This window comes from Ruegeria sp. HKCCA4008 (assembly GCF_013033125.1).
Taxonomy (GTDB): Bacteria; Pseudomonadota; Alphaproteobacteria; order Rhodobacterales; family Rhodobacteraceae; genus Ruegeria.
This window is the reverse complement of sequence record NZ_WQDM01000001.1, coordinates 78,494-102,757: the sequence shown is the minus strand read 5'-3', so window position 1 is coordinate 102,757 and position 24,264 is coordinate 78,494. Positions and strand designations below refer to the sequence as shown.

At 59.4% G+C, this 24,264-nt stretch carries 23 protein-coding genes and 1 pseudogene; 9 read left to right on the top strand and 15 right to left on the bottom strand.

Annotated elements, in window-relative coordinates; translation table 11 throughout:
* Positions 1-47: 47 nt before the first annotated feature.
* Both GOW60_RS00505 and GOW60_RS00500 read left to right on the top strand, forming a co-directional pair.
* A complete protein-coding gene (locus tag GOW60_RS00505) occupies positions 48-1,253 on the top strand; it encodes a multidrug effflux MFS transporter (protein WP_171227854.1) in 1,206 nt (401 codons plus the stop codon).
* A gap of 63 nt (positions 1,254-1,316) precedes the next feature.
* Positions 1,317-2,717, top strand: a complete 1,401-nt coding sequence (locus tag GOW60_RS00500) for a short-chain fatty acyl-CoA regulator family protein (RefSeq protein WP_171227853.1) — start codon at positions 1,317-1,319, stop codon at positions 2,715-2,717.
* A gap of 81 nt (positions 2,718-2,798) precedes the next feature.
* Here the strand turns inward: GOW60_RS00500 and GOW60_RS00495 are convergent, their stop codons facing one another.
* The 8 genes and pseudogenes from GOW60_RS00495 to GOW60_RS00465 all read right to left on the bottom strand — a co-directional run bounded on the left by GOW60_RS00495 (position 2,799) and on the right by GOW60_RS00465 (position 9,284).
* Positions 2,799-3,038 (bottom strand): YdcH family protein, encoded by a 240-nt coding sequence (locus tag GOW60_RS00495; protein WP_152458727.1) that lies wholly within the window; start codon positions 3,036-3,038, stop codon positions 2,799-2,801.
* A gap of 100 nt (positions 3,039-3,138) precedes the next feature.
* Positions 3,139-3,579, bottom strand: a pseudogene (locus GOW60_RS00490) (thermonuclease family protein); the annotation flags it as partial.
* A gap of 18 nt (positions 3,580-3,597) precedes the next feature.
* The gene (locus GOW60_RS21380; protein ID WP_371813311.1) at positions 3,598-3,786 is read right to left on the bottom strand and encodes a thermonuclease family protein; all 189 of its coding nucleotides are present in this window, start codon (positions 3,784-3,786) and stop codon (positions 3,598-3,600) included.
* Positions 3,787-3,841: 55 nt separating this feature from the next.
* Positions 3,842-5,500, bottom strand: a complete 1,659-nt coding sequence (gene betA, locus GOW60_RS00485; protein WP_171227852.1) for a choline dehydrogenase — start codon at positions 5,498-5,500, stop codon at positions 3,842-3,844.
* A 70-nt stretch (positions 5,501-5,570) separates the two neighbouring features.
* Positions 5,571-7,079 carry a choline-sulfatase gene (gene betC / locus GOW60_RS00480; protein WP_171227851.1) on the bottom strand — a complete coding sequence of 503 codons (1,509 nt, stop codon included), beginning with the start codon at positions 7,077-7,079 and terminating at the stop codon, positions 5,571-5,573.
* The gene (betI, locus tag GOW60_RS00475) at positions 7,076-7,648 is read right to left on the bottom strand and encodes a transcriptional regulator BetI (RefSeq protein ID WP_171227850.1); all 573 of its coding nucleotides are present in this window, start codon (positions 7,646-7,648) and stop codon (positions 7,076-7,078) included. Before betI ends, betC begins: the two co-directional genes overlap by 4 nt.
* A gap of 87 nt (positions 7,649-7,735) precedes the next feature.
* Positions 7,736-8,644, bottom strand: coding sequence for a DMT family transporter (locus GOW60_RS00470; protein WP_171227849.1), 909 nt, complete (start codon positions 8,642-8,644; stop codon positions 7,736-7,738).
* A gap of 40 nt (positions 8,645-8,684) precedes the next feature.
* Positions 8,685-9,284 carry a LysE/ArgO family amino acid transporter gene (locus GOW60_RS00465; RefSeq protein ID WP_171227848.1) on the bottom strand — a complete coding sequence of 200 codons (600 nt, stop codon included), beginning with the start codon at positions 9,282-9,284 and terminating at the stop codon, positions 8,685-8,687.
* An 87-nt stretch (positions 9,285-9,371) separates the two neighbouring features.
* Here GOW60_RS00465 and GOW60_RS00460 point away from each other — a divergent pair, with 87 nt between their 5' ends.
* Both GOW60_RS00460 and GOW60_RS00455 read left to right on the top strand, forming a co-directional pair.
* The gene (locus tag GOW60_RS00460; protein WP_171227847.1) at positions 9,372-10,265 is read left to right on the top strand and encodes a LysR family transcriptional regulator ArgP; all 894 of its coding nucleotides are present in this window, start codon (positions 9,372-9,374) and stop codon (positions 10,263-10,265) included.
* A gap of 26 nt (positions 10,266-10,291) precedes the next feature.
* The gene (locus GOW60_RS00455; RefSeq protein WP_171227846.1) at positions 10,292-10,981 is read left to right on the top strand and encodes a nitroreductase family protein; all 690 of its coding nucleotides are present in this window, start codon (positions 10,292-10,294) and stop codon (positions 10,979-10,981) included.
* Between the two features lie 11 nt (positions 10,982-10,992).
* Here GOW60_RS00455 and GOW60_RS00450 read toward each other — a convergent pair whose 3' ends face one another.
* Entirely contained in the window at positions 10,993-12,270 is a 1,278-nt protein-coding gene (locus tag GOW60_RS00450) for a permease (protein WP_171227845.1), read from the bottom strand.
* Between the two features lie 149 nt (positions 12,271-12,419).
* A complete protein-coding gene (locus tag GOW60_RS00445; protein WP_152458737.1) occupies positions 12,420-13,160 on the bottom strand; it encodes a YebC/PmpR family DNA-binding transcriptional regulator in 741 nt (246 codons plus the stop codon).
* Positions 13,161-13,270: 110 nt separating this feature from the next.
* Here GOW60_RS00445 and GOW60_RS00440 point away from each other — a divergent pair, with 110 nt between their 5' ends.
* The 4 genes from GOW60_RS00440 to GOW60_RS00425 all read left to right on the top strand — a co-directional run bounded on the left by GOW60_RS00440 (position 13,271) and on the right by GOW60_RS00425 (position 18,397).
* The gene (locus tag GOW60_RS00440; RefSeq protein WP_171227844.1) at positions 13,271-15,043 is read left to right on the top strand and encodes an SLC13 family permease; all 1,773 of its coding nucleotides are present in this window, start codon (positions 13,271-13,273) and stop codon (positions 15,041-15,043) included.
* 16 nt (positions 15,044-15,059) lie between these two features.
* Entirely contained in the window at positions 15,060-15,794 is a 735-nt protein-coding gene (locus GOW60_RS00435) for a glutamine amidotransferase (RefSeq protein ID WP_171227843.1), read from the top strand.
* Positions 15,795-15,867: 73 nt separating this feature from the next.
* A complete protein-coding gene (locus GOW60_RS00430) occupies positions 15,868-16,725 on the top strand; it encodes a bile acid:sodium symporter family protein (protein WP_171227842.1) in 858 nt (285 codons plus the stop codon).
* A 10-nt stretch (positions 16,726-16,735) separates the two neighbouring features.
* A complete protein-coding gene (locus GOW60_RS00425; RefSeq protein ID WP_171227841.1) occupies positions 16,736-18,397 on the top strand; it encodes an FAD-binding dehydrogenase in 1,662 nt (553 codons plus the stop codon).
* 13 nt (positions 18,398-18,410) lie between these two features.
* Here GOW60_RS00425 and GOW60_RS00420 read toward each other — a convergent pair whose 3' ends face one another.
* The 3 genes from GOW60_RS00420 to GOW60_RS00410 all read right to left on the bottom strand — a co-directional run bounded on the left by GOW60_RS00420 (position 18,411) and on the right by GOW60_RS00410 (position 21,925).
* The gene (locus GOW60_RS00420) at positions 18,411-19,148 is read right to left on the bottom strand and encodes a YbaY family lipoprotein (protein ID WP_254443803.1); all 738 of its coding nucleotides are present in this window, start codon (positions 19,146-19,148) and stop codon (positions 18,411-18,413) included.
* A gap of 95 nt (positions 19,149-19,243) precedes the next feature.
* On the bottom strand, positions 19,244-21,022 hold the full coding sequence (locus tag GOW60_RS00415; RefSeq protein WP_171227840.1) for an SLC13 family permease: 1,779 nt from the start codon (positions 21,020-21,022) through the stop codon (positions 19,244-19,246).
* A gap of 87 nt (positions 21,023-21,109) precedes the next feature.
* Positions 21,110-21,925, bottom strand: a complete 816-nt coding sequence (locus GOW60_RS00410) for a TIGR00282 family metallophosphoesterase (protein WP_171227839.1) — start codon at positions 21,923-21,925, stop codon at positions 21,110-21,112.
* Positions 21,926-22,058: 133 nt separating this feature from the next.
* Between GOW60_RS00410 and GOW60_RS00405 the strand changes: the two genes are divergently transcribed.
* Entirely contained in the window at positions 22,059-22,286 is a 228-nt protein-coding gene (locus GOW60_RS00405) for a DUF333 domain-containing protein (protein WP_371813310.1), read from the top strand.
* 3 nt (positions 22,287-22,289) lie between these two features.
* On the opposite strand, the gene GOW60_RS00400 is transcribed toward GOW60_RS00405, so the two are convergent.
* A complete protein-coding gene (locus tag GOW60_RS00400) occupies positions 22,290-22,847 on the bottom strand; it encodes a 5-formyltetrahydrofolate cyclo-ligase (protein WP_171227838.1) in 558 nt (185 codons plus the stop codon).
* Positions 22,844-24,238, bottom strand: a complete 1,395-nt coding sequence (gene mgtE / locus GOW60_RS00395) for a magnesium transporter (RefSeq protein WP_171227837.1) — start codon at positions 24,236-24,238, stop codon at positions 22,844-22,846. The genes GOW60_RS00400 and mgtE overlap by 4 nt, the downstream gene beginning before the upstream one ends.
* Between the last annotated feature and the right edge of the window lie 26 nt (positions 24,239-24,264).

The window sequence follows — 24,264 nt, the reverse complement described above, 5'->3', positions numbered from 1 at the left end:
CGCTGGATGGCTGGCAATCCAAAATTCCATGACTATACATGTGAACTATGCAGTTCAGCTCTCGCGCGGTTCGCCGCACACCACCCACATTGGCGACACTTGTATTGCTCGCGGGCTTGTCTGCGCTGAGCATGAACCTGTTTCTGCCGAGCCTGCCGAACATGGCCGCGTATTTTGGCGCCGATTACAAGGTCATGCAGCTGTCGATCGCGCTGTATCTTCTAGTCAATGCCGTTCTGCAAATCCTGATTGGGCCGCTGGCGGACAAGGCAGGTCGCAGGCCTGTTCTGCTGTGGGGGATCGGCTTGTTCCTGCTGGCCACCCTTGGATGCATCTATGCGCCCAACGTTGAAATCTTTCTTGCGTTCAGAATGTGCCAGGCGGTCGTGGTTGTCGGCATGGTTCTCAGCCGGGCCGCGGTAAGGGATATGTACGATCAGGATCAGGCGGCATCGATGATCGGTTACGTGACAATGGGTATGGCCGTGGTCCCGATGATCGGCCCGGCGATCGGCGGCTTGCTGGAGGAAAGCTTTGGCTGGAAAGCGAATTTCTGGCTGCCTTTCGCCCTGGGCGCCTTGACGCTTGCCTTGACCTTCGCGGATTTTGGCGAAACGTCAGCCAAAAGCGGCAAGACCCTTGTTCAGCAGTTCAAGGAATACCCTGAACTTCTGACCTCGCCACGGTTCTGGGGCTATTCACTGTCCTGCGCGTTGTCTTCGGGCACATTCTTTGCCTATCTCGGTGGCGCGCCCTTTATTGGAACCGAGCTGTTCGGACTAAGCGCGGCACAGGTCGGCATATATTTCGGCGCCCCCGCAGTGGGCTATTTTGTTGGCAACTTTCTGAGCGGTCGCTTTTCCGTACAGATTGGCATCAACCGGATGGTGCTGTGGGGCAGCCTGCTGAACGCCTTGGGCGTTGCGCTTTCGGCATCCTTGTTCCTCACAGGTCTGGGCACCGCACTCAGCTTTTTCAGCTTGATGACCTTTGTGGGCGTCGGAAACGGCATGGCCATTCCCAATGCCACTTCTGGCGCATTGTCCGTTCGTCCGCATCTGGCCGCAACCGCCTCGGGGTTGAGCGGCGCAATCATGCTGGGCGGCGGCGCGGGCCTGAGCGCGTTGGCAGGCACCCTGCTGACCCGGGAAACCGGCGCCATGCCCTTGCTCTGGCTGATGCTCACCTCCGCAATTCTGGCGATTTTCGCAATTGGATCCGTCATTCGGCGAGAGCGCCATTTGGGGCTGTAACGACTTGCCCTGAAAACTTTGCAAAGTTAATCTTCCAAAACAGAAAACTTGCAAAGGCACCTCATGGCCACCCAAAAGCTCTATGCCGGCGCGAAGCTGCGTGAAATGCGCACGCGACTGGCCCTGACACAACGCGAATTCGCTGCGAAACTGGGTGTTTCACTCCCATATCTGAACCAGATGGAGAACAACAACCGGCCGATCTCGACCACGGTTGTGTTGGCTCTGGCACAAGAATTCGGCATGGATGTCACCGAGCTCAGCACCGGCGACAGCGAACGACTGGTATCGGATATGCGCGAAGCTTTGGCCGACCCGGTTTTTGCGGATATTCTGCCGCCACTTGCCGATTTGCGCCTGACGGCATCAAACGCACCGGCATTGGCCCGCGCATTTATCGAGCTGCACAAAACCTACCGGCAAACGCATGAACGCCTCGCCTCACTGGACGAAGCCCTGGGGCGAGAAGACGCCCGAATGCAGGCCAGCCCCTGGGAAGAGGTGCGGGACTTCTTCCATTATTGCGACAACTACATCGACGCCGTGGACCGGGCGGCAGAGCTGTTCGCCAATCGCGCGGAAAGCCCGGGCAGCATCCGGCAGGCGGCTTTGAACAGCCTGACTGAGCGTGGCATTCAAGTGATGTTCTCTGACATCGCCCCTTTGCGCACCTATGACGCCGAAAGCAAAATCCTGCGCCTGTCCTCCCGCTCGACCCCGCAAACGCAAGTGTTTCAACTGCTGTTGCAGGTCGCATTGATCAGTCAGGACAAACTGCTGGAAGCGACACTGGATTTTGCCAAGTTCCAAAGCGACGAGGCGCGGTCCATCGCCAAGATCGGCCTTGCCAATTATTTCGCCGGCGCTTCCTTGATGCCCTATTCCGCATTCCTGACCGCCGCTCAGGAAGAGCGCCACGATCTGGAGCTGCTCAGCAACCGGTTCGGCGCATCGATCGAGCAGGTCGCGCATAGACTGTCGACGCTGCAACGCCCGGGTGCAAAAGGTATCCCGTTCTTTTTCGTCCGCGTGGATCAGGCCGGAACGATCACGAAACGGCACTCGGCCACGCGCCTGCAATTTGCGCGGTTCGGGGGCGCCTGCCCCCTTTGGAACGTGCATCGGGCCTTTGAAACGCCCGGCCATTTCCTTCGGCAACTGGCAGAAACGCCGGACGGTGTGCGTTACATCTCGCTGGCTCGGGATGTGTCGAAATCAGGTGGTTCATTCGGCGCACCGGTCAGGCGGTACGCAATTGCGCTGGGGTGCGAAGTGCGCCATGCCCCGGCGCTTGTCTATGCCGACAACCTCGACATAAACAACGCCAGCGCTTACGAGCCCATCGGCATTTCCTGCCGCATCTGCGAGCGGCAAAACTGCCATCAGCGTTCAGTCCCGCCGCTGGAACGCCGTCTCAGCATCGACACCCATACGCGCGGCACCCTGCCCTACGAAGTCACCTGATTTCCCAGGGCCAGAAATTAACCGGGGGAGCCCCGACCCGGGCCGGGAAAGGACAGGGACAGTATCCCCCAGCCATAATGTTCAGGCCTTGGACAAAATCGCCCAGATTTCGTCTTTCAGCGCAGCCCGCTTCTTGCGCAAATCAACTTCGGCCAGGTCTTCCATGGGTTCGACGTTGGTTTCAGCCCGATGCACAACGCGATTGACCTCGTGATACTCATCAGCCAGACGGGCAAAATGCGCGTCCGTTTGCTTGAGCTGGCTCATCAGTTCAACCTTGTCCGGAAACTCTTCGGCCAGTTCATGCGGGGTGTGGGACATGTCTGTTTGCTCCTTCATATGTCGCTGCATATCAGTGGTAGAAGCGTGACGCGCCGCCCACTTTGACGCGGATCAATTTCATACAGGAAAAATTCAGAATTCAGCGTCGCGCAGCACGCCAACCCGCAGCACGTGCTTCGGCAGCAGAGCAAAACCATCGCTCGCCCTTGGCTGCACTGATCCGGGTTTTAGCGTAGTACCTCTGGCCCGGTTCGTGAAAGATCTTTTCGCCCTTTGACGAAACATTTCCTTTGATTAGGCATGTTTCAGAGGATTTCGGTTTCTTGCGTGCCCTGTGGACCCAAGGCACCTGTATCTGTGTCTTGTGCAATCCCCTGTTTTCAATCCTCGCGACCTGTTCGGCACCTGCATACGTGTCCGAATATTTGCGGTACGCAAAGGCCAAGCCCTGCTCTACAATCCGGGCGGCGACGTCTTCGCGCTCCATGCTGCACCGAGCAACGATGCGACCGTAGCGATCCCGATCTACCGAGACACAAGTGGTCATCCGTCCCTGAAACTGCTTCTGAACCATATGAGTGGCCCACGCCCCGCATGGTCAGCTTGATCCGTCGGAATCCTGACAGGTCTGATCCAGTTCGGGCGCATCGATACCGTGCAGCCGCACCCGAACACCACCGACATTCCAGGTGTCCGCATCGATTACGTGAACCCGACCTGCAAGTTGCTCTGCGGCATGGGTCAGACCTGGAAGCAGAAGAACAAAGGCTAAACAAATCCTTAACATGCCCCCGATATGCGCGGTATTTCATGCGCATTCAACCGGGGGCCGTTTGGAAAGGTTAACGTTGAGCGGTTGCCCAGTTGGGGTGAATCCACGGACGATCATTGGCCTTCGGCAACGGATCTTTGCCCAAGAGCGAATCCGACACTTTTTCACCCACCATGATAGACGGCGCATTCAGGTTGCCGTTGGTGATCTGCGGAAAGATTGAACTGTCCGCAACGCGCAACCCGTCCACGCCGATGACACGGCCTTGGGGGTCGACTACCGCATTCTTGTCATCCGCGCGCCCCATCCGGCAAGTACCGCAGGGGTGATAGGCGCTTTCCGCATGCTCCGCGATAAAGGCGTTCAGTTCTTCATCCGTTTGGACAGCGGAACCGGGCTGAATTTCCTTGCCCGCAAAGGGCTTGAAGGCGGCTTGCCCAAAGATTTCGCGGGTCAGCCGGATACAGGTGCGGAAATCCTCCCAATCCTTTTCATGGCTCATGTAGTTGAACTTGATCACCGGCGCGTCTGCGGCCTGGGCAGAGCGCAATGTGACCGCCCCGCGTGACGGCGACCGCATCGGGCCGACATGCGCCTGGAATCCGTGCCCCTCGGCAGCGGCCTGTCCATCATAGCGCACCGCAATCGGCAGGAAGTGGTATTGAATGTCGGGATATTCCACGCCCGGTTTCGACCGGATGAAAGCCGCGCTTTCGAACTGGTTCGATGCGCCCAGTCCCGTTTTGGTAAACAGCCATTGCGCCCCGATCAGACCCTTGCTGAACAGGTTCCAGTGCTTGTAGAGCGTGATCGGTTGCAGCGACGCCTGTTGGATATAAAGCTCCAGATGGTCCTGCAGGTTGGCACCAACCCCCGGGCGATCCGCGACGACGTCGATCCCATGCTCGGCCAGATGCGCCGCTGGGCCGATACCGGACAACATCAGCAGTTTGGGTGAATTGATCGACGATGCAGCAAGAACGACTTCGCGCCGGGCCTTGATGACCTCTTTCCTGCCGCCACGGATCAGTTCGACCCCTGTGGCGCGGCCGTTTTCCATGACAACCCGAGACGCAAGACCGCGCACGATATCGCAATTGTCGCGCTTGAGCGCGGGTTTCAGATAAGCATTCGCCGCAGACCAGCGCCGCCCCTTCCAGACGGTCTGCTCCATCGGGCCAAAGCCTTCCTGCTTTTCACCGTTGTAGTCGCCCGTGACTTCGTAACCGGCCTGCTGACCGGCGTCCACAAAGGCCTGAAACAACGGGTTCTCGCGCGGGCCGCGCGACACGTGCAGCGGACCGTCAGTGCCGCGCCATGCCGGATCGCCCCCATGGCCACCGTCGTGCCAGGTTTCCATCCGTTTATAATAAGGCAAAACATCCGCGTAAGACCAACCGTCAGCCCCCATCTCGGCCCAGGTATCGAAATCGCGCGCGTGGCCGCGAACATAGACCATGCCATTGATCGAGGACGACCCGCCGATCACCTTGCCGCGCGGACAGGCCAGGCGACGGTTGTTCAGGTGCGGCTCGGGCTCGGACTGATAGCCCCAGTCATAGCGCGACATGTTCATCGGATAGCTCAGCGCCGCCGGCATCTGAATGAAAGGCCCCATGTCGGTGCCGCCGTGTTCGATCACCAGAACCGAGGCCCCGGCCTCGCTCAGACGATATGCCATTGCGCAGCCTGCGGACCCTGCGCCGACGATGACAAAATCTGCTTCCATTTCCACAACTCCTGCCCCGCCGAGAAGGTTGGATGCCTCCGGCGGGAGTATTTTCGAAAAGATGAAGAGGTTATTCGCCGCGCGGGAACCGGGCGCTTTCCTCGACGATGTTCAGATCCATGTGATTGCGCATGTAGCGTTCCGACGCTTTTTGCAGCGGCTGATAATCCCACGGGTAGTATCCGCCCTGCCGCAGCGCTTCGTACACAACCCAACGCCGAGCCTGGCTGGCACGGACTTCGGCATCGAAGCGATCCAGATCCCAACGGGCCTCGGATTTGGCACGCAGTGTTTGCAACGTGCCTGCGTGTTCGGGGCTGTCTGCCAGATTGTTCAGTTCGTGCGGGTCGGCCTCAAGATCAAACAACTGATCAGGGTCCAGCGCACAGCGGTTGTATTTCCACTTGCCATATCGCAGCGAGACCAGCGGCGCGTAGGATGCCTCGGCCGCGTATTCCATGGCCACTGGTGTGGTTCGTTCTTCGCCCAGTGCCAACGGCACGAGGTTTTCGCCATCGGTCCAGGGGGCGATCTCGGCCATGTCTACGCCGGCCAGCGCCCCCAGGGTCGGCGTTACGTCTATTGTCGATACCGGAGCATCTATCCGGCCGGCGGGCAGATCAGGCGAGGCGATCATCAGCGGCACACGCGCCGAGCCTTCGTAGAAGTTCATCTTGAACCACAACCCGCGTTCGCCCAGCATGTCGCCGTGATCCGAAACGAACAGGATGATCGCCTCTTGCCGGGTGGTTTCCAGCACTTCGAGGATTTCGCCGATCTTGTCGTCCAGATAGGAAATATTGGCGAAATAGGCGCGACGCGACTTGCGGATATCTTCTTGGGTAATGTCGAAACTGCGCCAGTCATTGGCATCGAAGATGCGCTTGGCGTGGGGGTCCTGATTGTCATAACCCAGATCGGCGACCTCGGGCAGCAGATGTGCGCAATCTTCGTAAAGGTCCCAGTATTTGCGGCGGGCAACATACGGGTCATGAGGGTGCGTGAAGCTGACGGTCACGCACCACGGGCGGTCATCCTTGCCGCGCGCCAGATCATAGAGCTTGGCCTTGGCGTTATAGGCGACCTCGTCGTCATATTCCATCTGGTTGGAAATCTCGGCAACGCCCGCGCCAGTGACGGACCCCATGTTGTGATACCACCAGTCGATGCGTTCACCCGGCTTGCGGTAATCCGGGGTCCAGCCGAAATCGGCCGGGTAGATGTCGGTGGTCAGGCGGTCTTCGAACCCGTGCAGCTGATCGGGACCGACGAAATGCATCTTGCCCGACAGGCAGGTATAATAGCCCGCGCGGCGCAGGTGATGCGCGTATGTGGGGATATCGCTGCGAAACTCGGCCGCGTTGTCATAGACGCCGGTGCGCGACGGCAATTGACCGGACATGAAGCTGGCCCGCCCGGGCGCGCACAAGGGCGACGCCGTGTAAGCGTTGGCAAATCGGGTTGACCGTTCCGCCAGTTTCTTCAGGTTCGGAGCGTGAAGCCAGTCAGCGGGACCGTCTGGAAAGAGAGTCCCGTTGAGCTGATCCACCATCAGGATCAGAATGTTCGGTTTTGTCATTTTTCAGCCTCGAGCAGAGTGTTGAGCACACGCATCGCGTGGCTCACGGCCAGTTGCGGTTCTTCAGGGGCGCTGAGTGCGGCGCGGATGTACAGCCCGTCAATCAGGGCAACCATGTTCTCGGCCGCCTCCTGCGGGTCGGCCAACTTGTGCCGCAGGGCGTGGGTCAGATTGGATTTGATGCGGGCCTGATAGATCTGCCACAGGCGCAGGGCGTCATCATTGGTCTGAGCCAGCACGTAGAAGGTCATCCAGGCCGCGATCACATCGGGTGTGAAACAAGAAGGCGCAAAACACGCCCTGACGATCGCCTGCGCCCTTTCGTCCGCCGCAGCCGCTTTCAGCTCGCCCCTTGCTTCTTCGCCGAAGTCCGACAGGATCCGGCGCATGGCGGCCAGAAAGATCTGATCCTTGCCGCCGAAATAGTGGTGCGCAAGCGCGCTGGACATGCCGGCACGTTTGGCAATCTGACTGACTGTTACATCAAGGGATTTCTTCAAGCCCAGCTCAGCGATTGTTGCGCGAACAATCGCATCCCGGCGGATTGGCTCCATTCCGACTTTTGGCATCGTTCTCCCCTTGAGCAGGCGTCACGGGACCACGCTAGGGGGTTTTTATTGACTCGTCAATTAATGAAAAATCAGGGAGCGGTGTCGTTATAGCTTCGGCGCAATACTCGGAGGCGTCAAGTCCTTGCGGTTCAACACGAATTCGCGCCATGAAATAAAGCTTACGGCGGCAAGGATCAGCGTGCCGCCTGCGACAACCCAAACGTCAACGCTTTCATGGAAAACCGCGGCGCCCAGGATCGTGGCCCATATCAACTGAAGAAACGTCACCGGCTGCGTGACGGCCACCGGCGCCGCCTGAAGCGCCAGGGTCATGAAATAGTGCCCGGCGGTCGCAAAACTGGCCACCAGAAAAAGAACCCCGATATCCCGCAGGCTTGGCTGCGTCCAAACGGCGATCGCAAAGGGTATCAAGGCAATGGTCACCCAGATCGACAAATGTGCCACAACGACGGCGGGCGGTACGTCACGCACCAAAATCTTGGCCAATAAATACGACCCCCCAAGGGTCAGGGCCGTTCCCAGCATGGCCAGATGGCCTGATGACACTTCGCGAAACCCGGGCCGCAGGATGATCAGGACGCCAACCAGAGCGACCAGAATCGCAGCAATCCGGCGAAAGGCCAGCTTTTCGCCCAAAAACAGGGCCGCCCCCAATGTGACGTAAACCGGCGTCATGTAATTCATGGCTGTAACTTCGGCCAGTGGGATCTGTGTCATCGCAAAGAACCAGAGCATGACCGCAACCGCATGCACGACGCCTCGCAGACCGAACAGCGTCAGCAGGCGGGGGGTCAGATGTGTCGCCATGATCGACCGCATGGCCGGCAACAGAAACACCAACCCCAGCACATATCGCAGAAAGGCGGCCTGGATGGAATTCATCGATGTGCCCAGCGACTTCACCAGCGCGGTCATCACAACAAAGGACAAGCCGGCGGCGAACATCCAGAACATGCCGGCAAGCGGACGGGACGATACGGTGGATGAAGTCATGTTCAAGGTTGAACACCGAAACCCGGCCGGGAACAACCCTTCACATGGTAACAAGTTTCAGCGCGATACCCAACATGACCACGCCAATCCCTGCGTCCAGCACCTGCCACGCCCTGGGTCGCGCAAAAACAGGCGACAGGATGCTTGCCCCATAGCCAAGCGAAAAGAAGAATACAAAGCTGGATGTCATCGCACCGAGGGCGAAACCAAGCCGGTCGTCATATTGGGCCGAGATCGAACCGATCAGCACGACCGTATCCAGATATACATGCGGATTCAGCCAGGTGAACGCAAACACCGTCAGCAGCGCGGCCTTGAGGCTGGTTCGCTTGCCATTGCCGATTTCCATCACCGAACCACCCAGCCAGGACGACCGGAGACTGCGCAGGCCATACCAGATCAGGAATGCCGCCCCACCGTATCGCATCACGGTTTCGAACCAGGGTGCGGCCTGTGCCAAGGTGCCAAAACCTGCCACGCCTGCTCCGATCAGGATGGCATCAGACACCGCGCAGGTCAGGCACAGAAAAAACACATGCTCGCGCCGCAGGCCCTGCCTCAAGATAAAGGCGTTCTGCGCCCCGATGGCGAGGATCAGGCTGAAACCCAGCGCGAAACCGGCGATCACGGATGTAGGCATGGTATCTCCTGCGTTGCCATTGCGTTGACTAATGGCCGCGATACGATCTATCAAATTAAAGATGTTGCCCTCAGTTAAGTTCTGCTAATGCTGCTGGACCCTCACCAATTGGCCGCTTTGTCAGCCATTCTGCGCCATGGCAGCTTTGATGCGGCGGCGGCGGAACTGGCTGTAACCCCTTCGGCGATATCCCAGCGGATAAAAGCGCTGGAGGATCGCGTGGGCGCCTCGCTCATCCATCGGGGAACCCCTTGCACCGGAACGCCAGCCGGGCAGCGCATCGCGCGTTACGCCGAAGACGTCGGTCTGCTGGAGGCGCAGTTGGCTCGGGAATTGGCTCTGGTACAAGAACCCGGGTCCGCACGGGTTCGCGTTGCGGTACCCGCCGACATTCTGGCCACCTGGTTCATTGACGCGATGGCGCAGGTGCCCGACATGCTGTTCGACCTTGTGATCGACGATCAGGATCATTCGGCAGACTGGCTGAGGCGCGGCGAGGTCAGCGCCGCCGTCACCGTCGGCGGACAAACCGTAAGCGGTTGTGACGCGATCGAGCTGGGCGTGTTGAGGTATCTGCCCACCGCCAGCCCGAAATTTGTCAACACCTGGTTCAAGAACGGCGTGACCGAGGAAACCCTCGGCAAAGCGCCTTGCCTTGTCTTCAACAGGAAGGACGGTCTGCAAAAAGCGTGGATCGCACATCACACCGGCAAACATCTGTCACCGCCTTTCCACTTCCTGCCATCTTCGCAAGGGTTCGTTGATGCCGCAATCGCCGGGATTGGCTGGGGCATGAACCCCGCAGCCCTTGTTCAAGACGCCATGGCGCGCGGACTGCTGAGCCCGATCGTTCCCGATGCGCCACTGGACATCGCGCTCAGCTGGCAGGTCGGGCGGGTTCTTGCCCCGGCGCTCAAACCCCTTACACAAGCGGTCCAGCATGCTGCGCAACGGGTTTTGCTACCGTCCCAAGGCAATTAGTCAGACTCATTCGATTGGAGGAACCAATGTTCTCGCGCGACACCCTCAGTTATGACCCCATTCCCCTGCCCGACCGATGCGAGATCAGTGATACGGACATGCAGGACGCAGCTGTGGCTTTCTTTGAAAAGATGCGGCGGCGTCATACCGTTCGGGATTTCTCTACGCGCCCGGTGGCTCGTGATGTGATCGAAACCTGCCTGCGCACCGCGGGAACGGCCCCGTCAGGTGCAAACCACCAGCCTTGGCATTTTGCTGCCGTCTCGGACCCCAAGCTGAAACTGCGCATCCGTGAGGAAGCCGAAGAAGAAGAGCGTCGCTTTTACGCGGGAGGGGCGGGCGATGAATGGATCAAGGCTCTGGAACCCATCGGGACAAACGCGGTCAAGGAACATCTGACCGTCGCCCCGTGGCTGATCGTGGTCTTTGCCCAACGCTGGGGGCAATTCGAAGACGGGACGCGGTACAAGAATTACTACGTGCCGGAAAGCGTTAACATTGCCACCGGCTTTTTGCTTGCGGCGTTGCATCACGCCGGTCTCAGCACGTTGACACATACCCCGAATCCGATGCGGTTTCTGACCGATGCGCTGGGTCGGCCCGCTTCAGAGAAACCGACAATGATCATCGCAGTTGGACACCCCTCGGAAACCGCGACCGTGCCCTCCGTTGCAAAGCTGAAAAAGCCCCTGGACGAGATTTCTTCCTTTTTCTGAGCGGAGACGCATCAGCCCTGTGTGCCAGAGGCGTCCTTTCGGTCCGGCGACATTGTCAGGTAGCATGTCACGCAGGCCACCAGGCTGGCCGCGACTATGAACCCGACGGCCAATGCAACTTCGTGCATGTGGGCGACTGCGGCCAGGGCCGCCGAAAGCAGTACCGCCAACAATCGAGTAAAAGACTTGATCGCCGCCGATCCCTGAACGCGCTGTTCCTTGGGCGCGACGTCCAGGAAATAGAGCTTGCGCGCGCTGCTGATCCCGGTCACCGCAACGGTGACGACAAACAGCGCGATCGCGTGCAGATGCACATCGTGATCGATACCCAAGTAGTGAAATGCCAGAAGAACACCGCCGGTTGCGGCCACCATCAGTGTCCCGACCACCATGACGGCACGATGAGACTTCATGTTCACGACCTGCCACAAAGGCCCGGACACAAGATAGCCTGAAGCAGATGAAACAATCATCGCGGTCAGTCCCCTGGCCGAGCTGTGATGCGCCTCGGCTGCGATCAGCGCAAAGAATGGGACAGAGAGCGAAACAGCCACCAACAACATTCGCATGACCATGTAACGCCGAAACCACGAGTATTCGAACATGCCCAGAATACCCCGGGCATTGGCCTTGAACGACAGCTTTGCTTTGGGTCCGGTCTTGTTTGCCGGCTCCGCCGAGCGGGCATTCTCTGTCATGGCCAGCATCAAAAGCCCTGACAGCATGAAAAACGCAACCGATACGCCTATCATGGTTGAATGGCGCGAAAAAGGTGGGTTTTCCTTGGTGAACTGATGCACCAACATGGCAAGACCGATGGCACACAAGCCTCCGCCCCCAAGTTGCAGGTAATGCAGGACCATGCGCGAACGCGAGTGGACATGATCGCCCAGCAGATCGGTGAACATCAGGTTCTGCACCTCGTCCACAAGACCGATCACGAAAAAGACCGCCACGAAAACCACTGCGATCAACGGAACGACCCCGGTCGCGGCGGCCGCCATTGCCAGGACCAGACAGGATCCGATGATCGCTTCGGTCAGAGCGATTGCGCGTTTCTTTTGCGATTTCGCCGCGACGGATTGCGCCAGAAAGAAATCGGAAATCATGCTGCCAATCATTCGCACCGAAACCAGCGCGCCCGCCACGAACATCGGCAGTTCGAATGACACGGCCAGAAACGGCAAAACCACCGATGGGCTGCCCAGAGTCCACGCAACCTGAGACACGATACTCTGCCCAGCAAGAACCGGCACGTTTCGCTTGGCCTTTTCAGCAGTCGCATCCATCGTGGATCTTTCGGTGGCGTTGTCTCGGAAATTCCGGGTTTTTCCAGCCTATGCGTTTCGAAGGGTTCAGCCAACAACTCTTCGAAACTGTCCGAAAACGAAAAAACCCGACGGTTGAGCCGGGTTTCGCCGTCAAGATCCGCAACAGCTCAGAGCTGTGCCATCACCTCATCCGAGGCCTCGAAATTGGTCGTGACACGCTGTACGTCGTCATCGTCTTCCAGCGCATCCACCAGCTTCATCAGCTTTTGCATGTCTTCCAGACCCAGCTCGGTCGTAGTGGTCGGCTTCCAGACCAATTTGGTGGATTCCGATTCACCCAGCGCAGCTTCCAACGCGTTCGAAACGTCGTTCAGATCCGTATCCGCACACCAGATGATGTGGCCATCCTCTGAACTTTCGACATCTTCCGCGCCGGCCTCAATGGCGGCTTCGAATATGGTGTCTGCGTCACCCGCCGTTGCCGGGTAAATCACTTCGCCCTTGCGCTCGAACATGAACCCGACCGAGCCCGTCTCGCCCAGATTGCCGCCGTTCTTGGAAAAGGTCGAACGCACGGTCGACGCGGTGCGGTTGCGGTTGTCCGTCATGGTTTCAACAATCACGGCCACGCCGTTGGGGCCATAGCCCTCATAGCGGATTTCTTCGTAATCGTCGCCTTCACCGGCAGTAGACTTTTTGATCGCGCGGTCAATCACATCCTTGGGAACCGAGTTCGACTTGGCCTCTTTCACGGCCAGACGCAAGCGCGGGTTCTTGTCGGGATCGGGGTCGCCCATCTTGGCGGCAACGGTGATCTCTTTCGACAGTTTGGAAAACAGTTTGGACCGCGCGGCGTCCTGACGCCCCTTGCGGTGCTGGATATTGGCCCATTTTGAGTGGCCTGCCATAATGCGTCCTCGTCATCGTGATTGCGTGTTCGGCGCTCATATAGACGTTTGCAGGGGGCAGGATCAAGAGAGCGGCTTGCGACGGCTTCACCGGCTAGTATGGTGACGACATGACGACAGACCAGATCATTCTTTTTGCGCTTTTCATCACCGTCTTCGGAATGCTGTTGTGGGGCCGGTTTCGATACGACCTCGTGGCCTTTGCCGCGCTGATGATCGGCGTTGTGCTGGGCGTCGTGCCCGTGGATGGCGCCTTTGCCGGGTTCGGCCATCCCACGACCATCATTGTGGCGCTGGTTTTGGTGGTTTCTGCCGGTTTGGTCCGATCAGGCGCAGTGTTCCTGATCACCCGCACGCTGGTTGATGCCTCGCGGGGCTTGGGTGCGCATATCGCCCTGATGGGCGGGATCGGCGCGGTTCTGTCGGCCTTCATGAACAACGTGGCGGCGCTGGCGTTGCTGATGCCCGTGGACATCCAGACCGCACGCAAGGCCGGACGATCGGTGGGCCTGTCGCTGATGCCGCTGAGCTTTGCCACCATTCTCGGCGGGATGGCGACGCTGATCGGGACCCCCCCGAACATCATCATAGCGTCGATCCGGGCCGAAACACTGGGCGAGCCGTTTCACATGTTCGATTTTGCCCCGGTCGGTGGGCTGGCCGCGATCGCCGGTCTTGCCTTTGTCGCACTGGTAGGCTGGCGTCTGATCCCTGATCGCGGACCGCAGGCCGAGACATCGGAAACCTTGGCCGAATACATCGCCGAGCTGACCGTTCCCCCGGAATCCGCCCATATCGGCAAACGGGTCAGTGAACTTTATGAGGTGGCCGAGAAATCGGACGTGGCCATCATCGGTTTGATCCGGGATGGCAAACGGCGCTATGGCCGGTCGGCGCACGCCGTTTTGCGGGAAGGTGACGCGCTGGTTCTGGAAGCCCGACCCGAGGCGCTGGACGAGTTTCGCGCGGCGCTCAATCTCGACTTCTCGGACACGCGCCGGCAGGAGTTGCTGACGGCTGAGGGGGACGGGCTGGAAGTGATTGAAGTCGTCGTGCCGGAAAGCGCGCGCATCACAGGTCGCACGGCACAAGGGCTTGGGCTGGCCTGGCGGCAAAGCACCGTTCTGATGGGCATCTCACGCCAGGGGCGCAGGATCACCGAACAGGTCCGCAAGACCGAGGTGGAACCGGGCGATATTCTGCTGCTGCTCTGCCCCCGCGACCGCGCTGCGGATGTCACGGAATGGCTGGGTTGCCTGCCCCTTGCCGGACGCGGGCTGAACGTTACTGCAAACGACAAGGCATGGCTGGCCATCGGTCTGTTTGCCGCCGCTGTTTTGGCCGCAAGTGTTGGGTTGATCTATCTGCCCATTGCTTTGGGGCTGGTCGTGATTGCCTATGTGCTGACCAAGATCATGCCAATCACCGACATTTACAATCACATCGAATGGCCGGTGGTCGTACTGCTGGGGTCCATGATCCCTCTGGGCAGCGCCTTGGAGACCTCGGGCGGCACCGAACTGATCGCAAACGCCCTGATCCAGCTGACCGATGGTCTGCCCGCCTGGGCCATTCTGACCGTATTGATGGTTGTCACGATGACTTTGTCGGACGTATTGAACAACACCGCCACCGCCATTGTCGCCGCGCCGGTCGGGATACAAATGGCACGCACGCTCGAGGTGTCACCCGACCCGTTCCTGATGACCGTGGCCGTTGCGGCTTCGGCTGCCTTCCTGACCCCCATCGGGCACAAGAACAACACGCTGGTTCTGGGGCCCGGCGGCTATCGATTCGGAGATTACTGGCGCATGGGATTGCCGCTGGAAGTGCTGATCATAGCCGTTTCTGTTCCCGCCATTCTTGTGTTCTGGCCGCTGTGACGGGTAAAGGCTGCGCATGAAACGCTTTTTGATCCTGCAACTGCGCCCCGAAACAGATGCGTCCGACGCCGAATATGCCTCGATCCTGAACCGGAGCGGGCTGTCTCACGAACAGACGCATCGCATCCGTTTGGATTGCGACGACCTGCCAGAAGGGCTGGATGTCACGGACTATGCCGGTGTCATCGTAGGCGGCGGACCGGGATGCGTCAGTGACGACCCGGCGACCAAATCCCCGCTGGATGCCCGGATCGAGGCTGCGATCATGGGGTTGATGCCGCAGATCATCGCACAGGATCACCCGTTCATGGGCTGCTGCTATGGCCTTGGCATTTTGGCGGCGTATCTGGGCGGCGACGTCAGCAAGGACAGATATGGCGAACCCGTCGGACCATCCACGTGCCATTTGACCCCGGAAGGGCGGCAGGATCCGTTGACCGCCGGGTTGGAACCCACCTTCGACGCTTTCGTTGGCCACAAGGAAGCGGTTCAGGCTCTGCCGAAGGGATGCGTTCACCTTGTCGCGTCAGACCCCTGCCCGTTCCAGATGATCCGTTGGGGGCAGAACGTATACGCCACGCAGTTCCACCCCGAAGCCGACGCCAGGGATTTTGAACAGCGCATCAATATCTACAAGAACCACGGCTATTTCCCGCCTGAAGACGCGCAAAAACTGATCGACAATTGCCATTCGGCCGATGTCACGCAGCCGGGCGAGATCCTGCGCCGGTTCGCCCGACGATACGAATGACCCAACGGCGCGGTTGCCTGCGCCTCGCCCCCTCGCATAGGCTGATCTGACGCAACTTTGGGAGGAGTTGTCCTTGGATTTGCTTTTGAATGTCGGCCTGCCGGTGTCGCTTGCCATCATCATGTTGTCTCTGGGCATCGGGCTGGAGGTGGCAGACTTCCGTCGTGTCCTGAGCCGACGACGCGCCTTTGCCATCGGGGCGGCAAGCCAGATTGTTCTCTTGCCAGTCGCGGCCTTTGTGACGGTCACAATCTTTGCATTGCACCCCGAGATCGCGGTTGGTTTCATGCTGCTCAGTTTTTGCCCGGGCGGCGTAACCAGCAACATCCTATCCAAGCTCGCCAAAGCCGATGTCGCGCTTTCGGTCAGCCTGACCGCCGTGATCAGCCTTTTGTCGATGGTGACCGTGCCAATACTGGCCGCGTGGTCGATCGCGCATTTCATGGGCGACGAAGCCCCCGAGGTTTCGATCACCGGGTTGGCTGTTGCATTGTTTCTGATAACAACGCTTCCCGTGGGCATCGGGGTCGGGGTTCGCAACTTTGCAACAGGGTTTGCAAATCGCGTAGAGCCGGGGTTGTCGACGCTCGCGACCGTTTTGTTCGTGCTGATCGTTGCCGCGGCACTGGCCGGGAACTGGCAATTGTTCGTCGACAATCTTGGCATCATGGGCGCAGGCTTGATTTCTTTGAATATCGCCCTGCTGTTCATTGGGCTGGGACTGGCGCGGATATCAAACCTGTCCTGGAATGAGTGCAAGACGATCTCGATCGAAACCGGAATTCAAAACTCCACGCTGGGCATTACACTGGCAGCGCTGATCACGAATACCGAAAGCGGGTTCAGCCCGCTGGCCCTGCCCTCGGCAGTTTATGGCATTACAATGTACGCCGTGGTTCTGCCGTTTCTTGTCTGGTTCCGCAGGCGCTGAAAGGACCGTTATGACAAACAACACTGCTGATGCGATCGTAATCGGTGCTGGTCTGGCCGGATTGGCCGCCGCAGCGGAACTGGGCGACCGAGGCAAGAAGGTAATCATACTCGATCAGGAACCAGAAGGTTTTCTGGGCGGTCAGGCCTTCTGGAGCCTGGGTGGCCTGTTCATGGTCGACACGCCGGAACAACGCCGCATGGGTATCCGCGACAGCCACGATCTGGCGCTGCGCGACTGGATGGGAAGCGCGCAGTTTGACCGCGAAGAAGACACCTGGCCCCGCAAATGGGCCCAGGCCTATGTCGAGTTCGCCGCCGGTGAAATGCGACCCTGGCTGCATGACATGGGCCTGCGCTGGTTTCCGGTCGTGGGCTGGGCTGAACGTGGCGGGTCTTATGCAAACGGGCATGGCAATTCCGTCCCGCGCTTTCACATCACCTGGGGCACCGGGCCCGGCGTGCTGGAGCATTTCATCCGCCGGGTCCGCGACCATGTCAGCACCGGCCTGATCCAGCTGAAGTTCCGCCATCAGGTCAGCCATATCATCATGCAGAACGGCGAGGCCAAGGGCGTCTCGGGCGAGGTTCTGGCCGATGACACGGCACCGCGCGGCGGCAAGACCAACCGCGACGAGGTGGGCGAGTTCGAGGTCTATGCACCCTCGGTCATCGTCACCTCGGGCGGGATCGGTGGCAATTTCGAGATGGTGCGGCAGAACTGGCCCCGCGACCGCCTGGGCGAACCGCCCAAGGACATGGCGGCGGGTGTGCCCTTCCATGTGGATGGTCGGATGATCGCCATCAGCGAAAAGGCCGGTGGCCATGTCATCAACGGCGACCGCATGTGGCATTACACCGAAGGTGTGCGCAACTGGGACCCGATCTGGCCCGACCATGGCATTCGTATCCTGCCCGGCCCCAGCTCGATGTGGTTCGACGCGCGTGGAAACCGGTTGCAGCCCCCCTGCCTGCCCGGCTTCGACACGCTGGGCACTCTGCGCGAAATCCTGAACACCGGCTATGAATACAGCTGGTTCGTCCTGACCCAGAAGGTCATCAAGAAAGAATTCGCCCTGTCCGGGTCTGAACAGAACCCCGATTTCACATCAGGCAGTTGGAAGGAAGTGATCCGGCAGCGCATCCTGTCAGGGTCGAAAGCCACCGGACCGGTCGAAGCGTTCAAGGAAAAGGGCGAGGATTTCGTCGTCGCCAACACGTTGACCGAGCTGGTGAGCGGCATGAACCATCTGGGCGGGGGTCTGATCGACGAGGCGCACCTGCGCGCCCAGATCGAAGCGCGGGATTCGCAGGTGGACAATCCGTTCTCAAAAGATGCGCAGGTGATGGCGATCCTGGCGGCGCGCAACTATCGCGGCGACAAGCTGATCCGCACCGCCAAACCGCACAAGTTCCTGGACCCCAGGAATGGCCCGCTGATCGCGGTCAAGCTGCACGTGCTGACCCGCAAGACACTGGGCGGTTTGCAGACCAATCTGGACAGTCAGATGATCGGCACCGACGGTCAGGTTGTGCCGGGCCTGTTCGCAGCCGGCGAAGTCGCCGGGTTCGGTGGCGGTGGTTATCACGGCTACAACGCGCTTGAGGGAACTTTCCTAGGCGGCTGCATCTTTTCGGGTCGCAACGCCGGGCGATCGAGGGCCATCGCGTGACAGCCCTGCCCTATTACTTGCGCATCATTTTGATCACCGGCTCACCCTGAGCATCCAGCAAGGCCAGCGCGTTGCCTTGCATCGCGAAGGTCGTGACACTTTGCATCGCCTTGAGAAACTGCCGCTCGACCTCATCCAGCGGGGGTGGGCAAGCCATGAGCGTTGCAGCCATATTGTCCGGGAACGCGATCCGATTGTCAGAAATCTCGGCCTGGCCACTGAACCGGTTGCAACCGCCGCTGCCTGAAAATGCCCCGCCCTGCCCAAAAGCAAGTTCAGGACGTTTCTCTGTCTCGACAGCCGCACCATTGAGGCCCGAAGCGACCCATTCGGTGTTTTCCAGCATCGCGGCACCTTGGTGTTGCACCTGTATCATCAGCAGGTCAGCAGAATTCTCGGCCCCATGTGTCAGTACCGGATAAACGGTATCGGTGGTGAACAACAGCTTTTGCCCCTGCATGACCGAAGCACGCACGGCGTATCTGCGCCCGTCCTGAATCAATGCGTCATCATAGGTCAGTTCGAACTGCGCCGGCACACCGGTCAGGGCATATCTCTGCGCGGCAAGCGTTTCGGCCGGCGCATCCGCCAATGAGATATCCTGAAGCTCGACGAACAAGGTCGTGTCAGGCGGAAGCGCAATACGCTCTCGGTAGGTTGCAGTTCCTTCGACGGTTCCGGCAAGCGATGCGCCGCTCAACACGGTGGCGAAAGCAACCGCAGGAAACATGGTGCGGCCGAGTGTCAGCATGGCAGTACCCCTTAAAGTAATATTTCTACAAAAGATTGCTGTTCATCCGACATTTACAAGTACGCCGCGGATAAAGCGGCAAATCTGTGCCGATGTCATAACGGCCAGATCAACGGGATCAGCAGAGACGCCAACAATCCGACCGTCAGGTTCAGCGGCACACCGACCTTCATGAAGTCGGTGAACCTGTAGCCCCCGGGGCCATAGACCATCATGTTCGTCTGGTATCCGATCGGAGTAGCAAAAGATGCCGAAGCCGCCACCATGACCGCGACGACCAGTGGGCGCGAATCTATTCCGACCGCCTGCGCCAAACCGATGGCGATCGGGGTGACCACAACCGCCACGGCGTTGTTGGAAACCAGTTCGGTCAGCACCGAGGTCAGCAGGTAAATCGCCCAGATAATGAGGAATGGCGGCAAGACACTGAGCCCCGGCGCAACGGCCTCGACGATCAGAGAAACCGCGCCCGAGCTGTCAAGCGCAGCCCCTATGCCCAGCATCGCGAAGATCAATGCCAACAGGCGACCTTCCACAAAAGAAAATGCCTCATCCGCATCGATACAGCGGGTCAGCAGAACCACGGCGCAGGCCACGATCGACAACAACAGGATGGGCGCAATGCCCAGCGCGGCAAGGGCAACAATCCCTACAAGAGCCCCAATCGCAATCGGCGCATGGCTACGACGGAAGGCACGAGCCGATGGCTGGGTGACGTCCACCATGTCCATTTCCGCCGCCAGCCGCTGGATATCCGCCGGGGCACCTTCCAAAAGCAGCGTATCCCCAACCCTGACCACCAAGTCATCCAGTTGACGACCGATATTCTGGTTGCGGCGGTGCACCGCCAGCACGTAAACACCATAACGACGCCGAAGCCGCATCATCCCAAGGGTCCGCCCCACCAGACGGCATCCGGGCGTGATCAACACCTCAACCGTCTTGGTTTCAACGGCCGATACCTGATCCACGCGTTTGAGTTCCCTGTTGCGCTGAAGGCTCAGAAGTTCGGTCATCTCGGTGCGTAGAACCACCCGGTCGCCAACCTTAAGTTCGACGCCTTTCAGGTTGCGCCGCAACGACTCATCCCCCCGGATGACATCGATCAGGCGCACGCCGGGGCGTTTGAACAACTGCACGCCGGTCACTTCGCGCCCGATCAGGTTGCTGTCCGGCGGAATGACGGCCTCGGTAAAGAACTTCATCTTGGACCGATCACTGAGCAGCGACGCCATGCTGTCCCGCTCGGGCAACAGTTTGGGCGCGATGAACCGCAAATAGATCATGCCATAGATCACCAGCGCGATCCCCAGCGGCGTGACTTCGAAAATCGTAAAGGGTTTCATCCCCTGCGCGCGGGCCACACCATCGACCAGCAGGTTGGTGGACGTGCCGATCAATGTCAGCGTGCCGCCCAGAATGGCTGCATAACTCAGCGGAATCAGCAATTTGGACGCGGGAACATTCAGGGTGCGGGCGATTTGCACAAAGACCGGTATCATCACCACGACCACTGGCGTATTCGAAACCACCGCCGAGGCCAGCACGACAAACCCCATGAGCAAAGCGATTGCGATACGCGGGTTCACCTGAGCCTGCTTCTGCGCGGTTGAGGTGAACGAATCCAGGGCTCCGGTCCGCACCAAAGCACCCATGATGATGAACATCGCGGCAATCGTCCAGGGTGCCGGGTTGGACAGAACTGCAAGCGCATTTTGATAGGGCAGAATGCCGGTCACAAGCATCAGTGAGACACCACCAATGGCCACGACCTCGGTCGGATAAACCTCGCGCAGGAACATGATGAACATGCCCGCAACGATGACCAGCGCCAGAACTGCGCTTCCGGTGTCTGTCAGTGAAAGGAAATTCATTCGTGGTATTCTGTCCGAACCCGGGCCCAAGCGCCTGATGACATGCAGTTTCACGCATTGCGCCCGACAGAGCAAGCCTGACGATGACTATTCGGGCCCGGCCTGTTCCAGACGCCCTCCGACGCGCACCATACGCACGGTTTTGGCCTGTCCGTCACGATCGTCGGTTTCCACGAACACGCCGCTCAGTGTGGCTTCGCCGTTTGCTGGGGTAAAGCGCGCCTTGGGCATGCCGGTGATGAACCGTCGCATGGGCTCCTGCTTGTCCATGCCGATGACCGAATCGTAATCTCCGCACATGCCGGCATCGGTCAAATAAGCGGTGCCACCCGGCAGAATCTGGGAATCAGCCGTCGGGACATGGGTATGCGTTCCCACCACAAGGCTTGCACGTTTGTCGCAGTAGTGCCCCATCGCCATCTTCTCGGACGTCGCCTCGCAATGCATGTCCACGATGATCGCCTGCGCCTGTCCGCCTCTGGGATGGGATTTCAGGATCGGTTCGATAGCCGAGAACGGATCGTCGAACGGGCGTTTCATAAAGACCTGACCCAGCACCTGAACCACCAGAACCTTGCGCCCCCCCGGGGCCGTGAACAGCCGATGACCCCGCCCCGGCGCGCCTTTGGCGAAGTTCACGGGTCGTATGATGCGCTGTTCCTTCTCGATGAATTGCAGCATGTCTTTCTGGTCGAACGCATGATCGCCCAGCGTCAGGCAATCCGCTCCGGCGTCGAGCAACAGCCTGGCGTGATCTCCGCTCAGCCCCATGCCGTTCGACGCGTTTTCGCCATTGACCACGACAAAATCCAGCCGCCATTCGTCGCGCAGGCGCGGCAAATGCTGCTGAACGGCCGCGCGGCCCGCGCGCCCCATGACATCACCAAGAAACAGAACCCTCATGATCCGGGTCGTAGGGGCTGTACTTGGCAATAACAAGGCGGAAGCGTGAAATTAACGGCAGACCTGGGGGTTGAAATCAAATTCTGCCGCGGCAATGTTTCGATACGTCTCTTGAATACAGAAGGAATTCTTCGTGAAGTCGTCAATTGTTCTGACCGGCTGCCTTCTAGCGGCAACTGCTGCCGCTGCCGAAGGCACCAAGACATCCATGCCCAACCCCGCCGCGACCTTTTGTATTGAAAACGACGGGACCTACCAGCTTCGTAAAAACGAAGACGGCAGTGTCTATGGCGTCTGCGTCCTTAAGGACGGCACCGAAGTGGATGCCTGGGATTACTTGCGCAGCCATTTCGAACAGTAGCAGCTAGAAGGTCAGCACGCGGCTTTCCGTGACAACCATGTCCAGCGGTTGGTCGGTTGGCTCGAGCGGCAGGTCCGCAGCCTCTTGCACATCAAAAGCGAAGCCGATGGCAAGCGTCGGGCGTTTGGCGCGCAAGCCTTCCAGCGTTCGGTCATAAAACCCGCCGCCATACCCCAGGCGACCACCATTTGCGTCGAAGGCGACCAGCGGCACGATCAGAATTTCGGGGTCGAAATAGTCATCCACCTGGGGCACTTTTGCACCGAACGGGCCATCCTTGAGCACACCGTCCGGCGTCCAGCGAGAGAATTTCAGCGGCTGACCGGCTGCCTGGATGACAGGCACACCCACCGGGCCATAAGCCGATGCTTCGGCCATCGCGGGCACCGGGTCGATCTCGGTCCGGATCGGCATGTAACCTGACAGGGGTACGCCGCGATGGCCTGCCAGAACCTCGGACAAGCGCCCGGCTGCACCCGGCAGGCGCGCATCAAACGCGGCCTTGCGGCGGGCAAAGGCCGCTTTGCGCGCCGCGGCTTTGATGTCGGTCAGATCGGTCACAGTAGCACCACGCTGGCAAGCCCAAGAAATATGAAGAAACCCATGACATCCGTCGTGGTTGTCACAAAGGTTCCCGATGCCAGCGCAGGGTCGATGCCCAAGCGGTCCAGCAAGACAGGTACTACCGTACCCGCGAACCCGGCGATGATCATATTCACGACCAAGGCCGCCCCGATCACGACACCCAGCAGCGGGGAATCGAACCACAGCATCCCGACGGTGCCCAACACGATGGCAAAGCACAGCCCGTTCAACATCCCCACCAGCAGTTCCCGCCTGATAACACGCATCACGTTTGAATTTGTCAGGTCGCGCGTCGCCAGCGCACGCACCGCCACGGTGAGCGATTGTGTTCCCGCATTGCCCCCCATTGACGCAACGATCGGCATCAGGATGGCCAGCGCGACCAGTTGATCAATAGCCGCCTCGAATTGCGAAATCACCAAAGAAGCACAGATCGCCGTGCACAGGTTCACAGCCAACCAGGGCAACCTTCGCCGGCTGGTTGCCGCCACACTGTCGGACAACGAGCTTTCGTCGCCTACGCCGGCAAGACGCAGGATGTCCTCTTCGTGTTCTTCATCCAGAACGACCATCGCGTCGTCAATGGTGATGACACCGACCAAACGGCCATCCGCATCCACCACCGGGGCCGAGATCAGGTGATACTGGTTGAAGGCATAAGCCACGTCTTCCTCATCCTGATCGACGGGGATGATGTGAAACTCTTCTTCTGCCAGATCAATCAGCGGCACTTCACGCCGCGCCGCCATAAGCTTGCCCAACGTCACCTGAGCAACCGGTTTCAGGCGCGGATCGACCAGAACGACGTGATAGAACTGTTCGGGCAAATCATCATTGGCGCGCATGAAGTCGATGGCTTGCCCAACGCTCCAATGTTCGGGCGCCATGACGACTTCCCGCTGCATGAGACGACCGGCCGAGTTCTCGGGGTAGGACAGTGCCTGCTCGGCTGCGATCCTTTCGGAATCCTCCAATGCATCCAGAATGGTTTCCTGCTGCGGTTCCTCAAGGTCTTCCAGCAGGTCAACGACATCGTCGCTTTCCATCTCGCGCACGGCTTCGGCCAGAACATCCGGGTTCAGAAGCGAGATCACCTCTTCACGAACCGATTCATCCAGTTCAGACAGGATGTCGCCGTCGAACTCTTTGTCGTACAGGCGGATCAGGCGCGCCCGGTCAAACGGATTGATCTGTTCAAGAAGGTCTGCAATGTCGGCCGAGTGCAGCGGCTCCATCAACTCAACCAGCTTGTCGCGGTCGTCTATATCCACCGCGTACAGGATCGCCGCAACTGCCTTGGGGTCCAACGCATAGGCGTCTTCATCCCGGGGCTGATCGTGTCCGGCTTCGTCTCTGCCTGTCGTCATGCTCTGCCCCTTTTTGCGATTGGCCC

What these genes read in the sequence shown, in the direction of transcription:
- GOW60_RS00415 (WP_171227840.1), bottom strand. Translation starts at nt 21,022, where the DNA reads ATGAATTTCCTTTCACTGACAGACACCGGAAGCGCAGTTCTGGCGCTG.
- betC (WP_171227851.1), bottom strand. Translation starts at nt 7,079, where the DNA reads ATGACAAAACCGAACATTCTGATCCTGATGGTGGATCAGCTCAACGGG.
- GOW60_RS00455 (WP_171227846.1), top strand. Translation starts at nt 10,292, where the DNA reads ATGTTCTCGCGCGACACCCTCAGTTATGACCCCATTCCCCTGCCCGAC.
- GOW60_RS00460 (WP_171227847.1), top strand. Translation starts at nt 9,372, where the DNA reads ATGCTGCTGGACCCTCACCAATTGGCCGCTTTGTCAGCCATTCTGCGC.
- GOW60_RS00495 (WP_152458727.1), bottom strand. Translation starts at nt 3,038, where the DNA reads ATGTCCCACACCCCGCATGAACTGGCCGAAGAGTTTCCGGACAAGGTT.
- GOW60_RS00435 (WP_171227843.1), top strand. Translation starts at nt 15,060, where the DNA reads ATGAAACGCTTTTTGATCCTGCAACTGCGCCCCGAAACAGATGCGTCC.
- GOW60_RS00445 (WP_152458737.1), bottom strand. Translation starts at nt 13,160, where the DNA reads ATGGCAGGCCACTCAAAATGGGCCAATATCCAGCACCGCAAGGGGCGT.
- GOW60_RS21380 (WP_371813311.1), bottom strand. Translation starts at nt 3,786, where the DNA reads ATGTTAAGGATTTGTTTAGCCTTTGTTCTTCTGCTTCCAGGTCTGACC.
- betI (WP_171227850.1), bottom strand. Translation starts at nt 7,648, where the DNA reads ATGCCAAAAGTCGGAATGGAGCCAATCCGCCGGGATGCGATTGTTCGC.
- GOW60_RS00470 (WP_171227849.1), bottom strand. Translation starts at nt 8,644, where the DNA reads ATGACTTCATCCACCGTATCGTCCCGTCCGCTTGCCGGCATGTTCTGG.
- GOW60_RS00425 (WP_171227841.1), top strand. Translation starts at nt 16,736, where the DNA reads ATGACAAACAACACTGCTGATGCGATCGTAATCGGTGCTGGTCTGGCC.
- GOW60_RS00410 (WP_171227839.1), bottom strand. Translation starts at nt 21,925, where the DNA reads ATGAGGGTTCTGTTTCTTGGTGATGTCATGGGGCGCGCGGGCCGCGCG.
- GOW60_RS00465 (WP_171227848.1), bottom strand. Translation starts at nt 9,284, where the DNA reads ATGCCTACATCCGTGATCGCCGGTTTCGCGCTGGGTTTCAGCCTGATC.
- GOW60_RS00505 (WP_171227854.1), top strand. Translation starts at nt 48, where the DNA reads ATGCAGTTCAGCTCTCGCGCGGTTCGCCGCACACCACCCACATTGGCG.
- mgtE (WP_171227837.1), bottom strand. Translation starts at nt 24,238, where the DNA reads ATGACGACAGGCAGAGACGAAGCCGGACACGATCAGCCCCGGGATGAA.
- GOW60_RS00440 (WP_171227844.1), top strand. Translation starts at nt 13,271, where the DNA reads ATGACGACAGACCAGATCATTCTTTTTGCGCTTTTCATCACCGTCTTC.
- GOW60_RS00450 (WP_171227845.1), bottom strand. Translation starts at nt 12,270, where the DNA reads ATGGATGCGACTGCTGAAAAGGCCAAGCGAAACGTGCCGGTTCTTGCT.
- GOW60_RS00420 (WP_254443803.1), bottom strand. Translation starts at nt 19,148, where the DNA reads ATGCTGACACTCGGCCGCACCATGTTTCCTGCGGTTGCTTTCGCCACC.
- GOW60_RS00500 (WP_171227853.1), top strand. Translation starts at nt 1,317, where the DNA reads ATGGCCACCCAAAAGCTCTATGCCGGCGCGAAGCTGCGTGAAATGCGC.
- betA (WP_171227852.1), bottom strand. Translation starts at nt 5,500, where the DNA reads ATGGAAGCAGATTTTGTCATCGTCGGCGCAGGGTCCGCAGGCTGCGCA.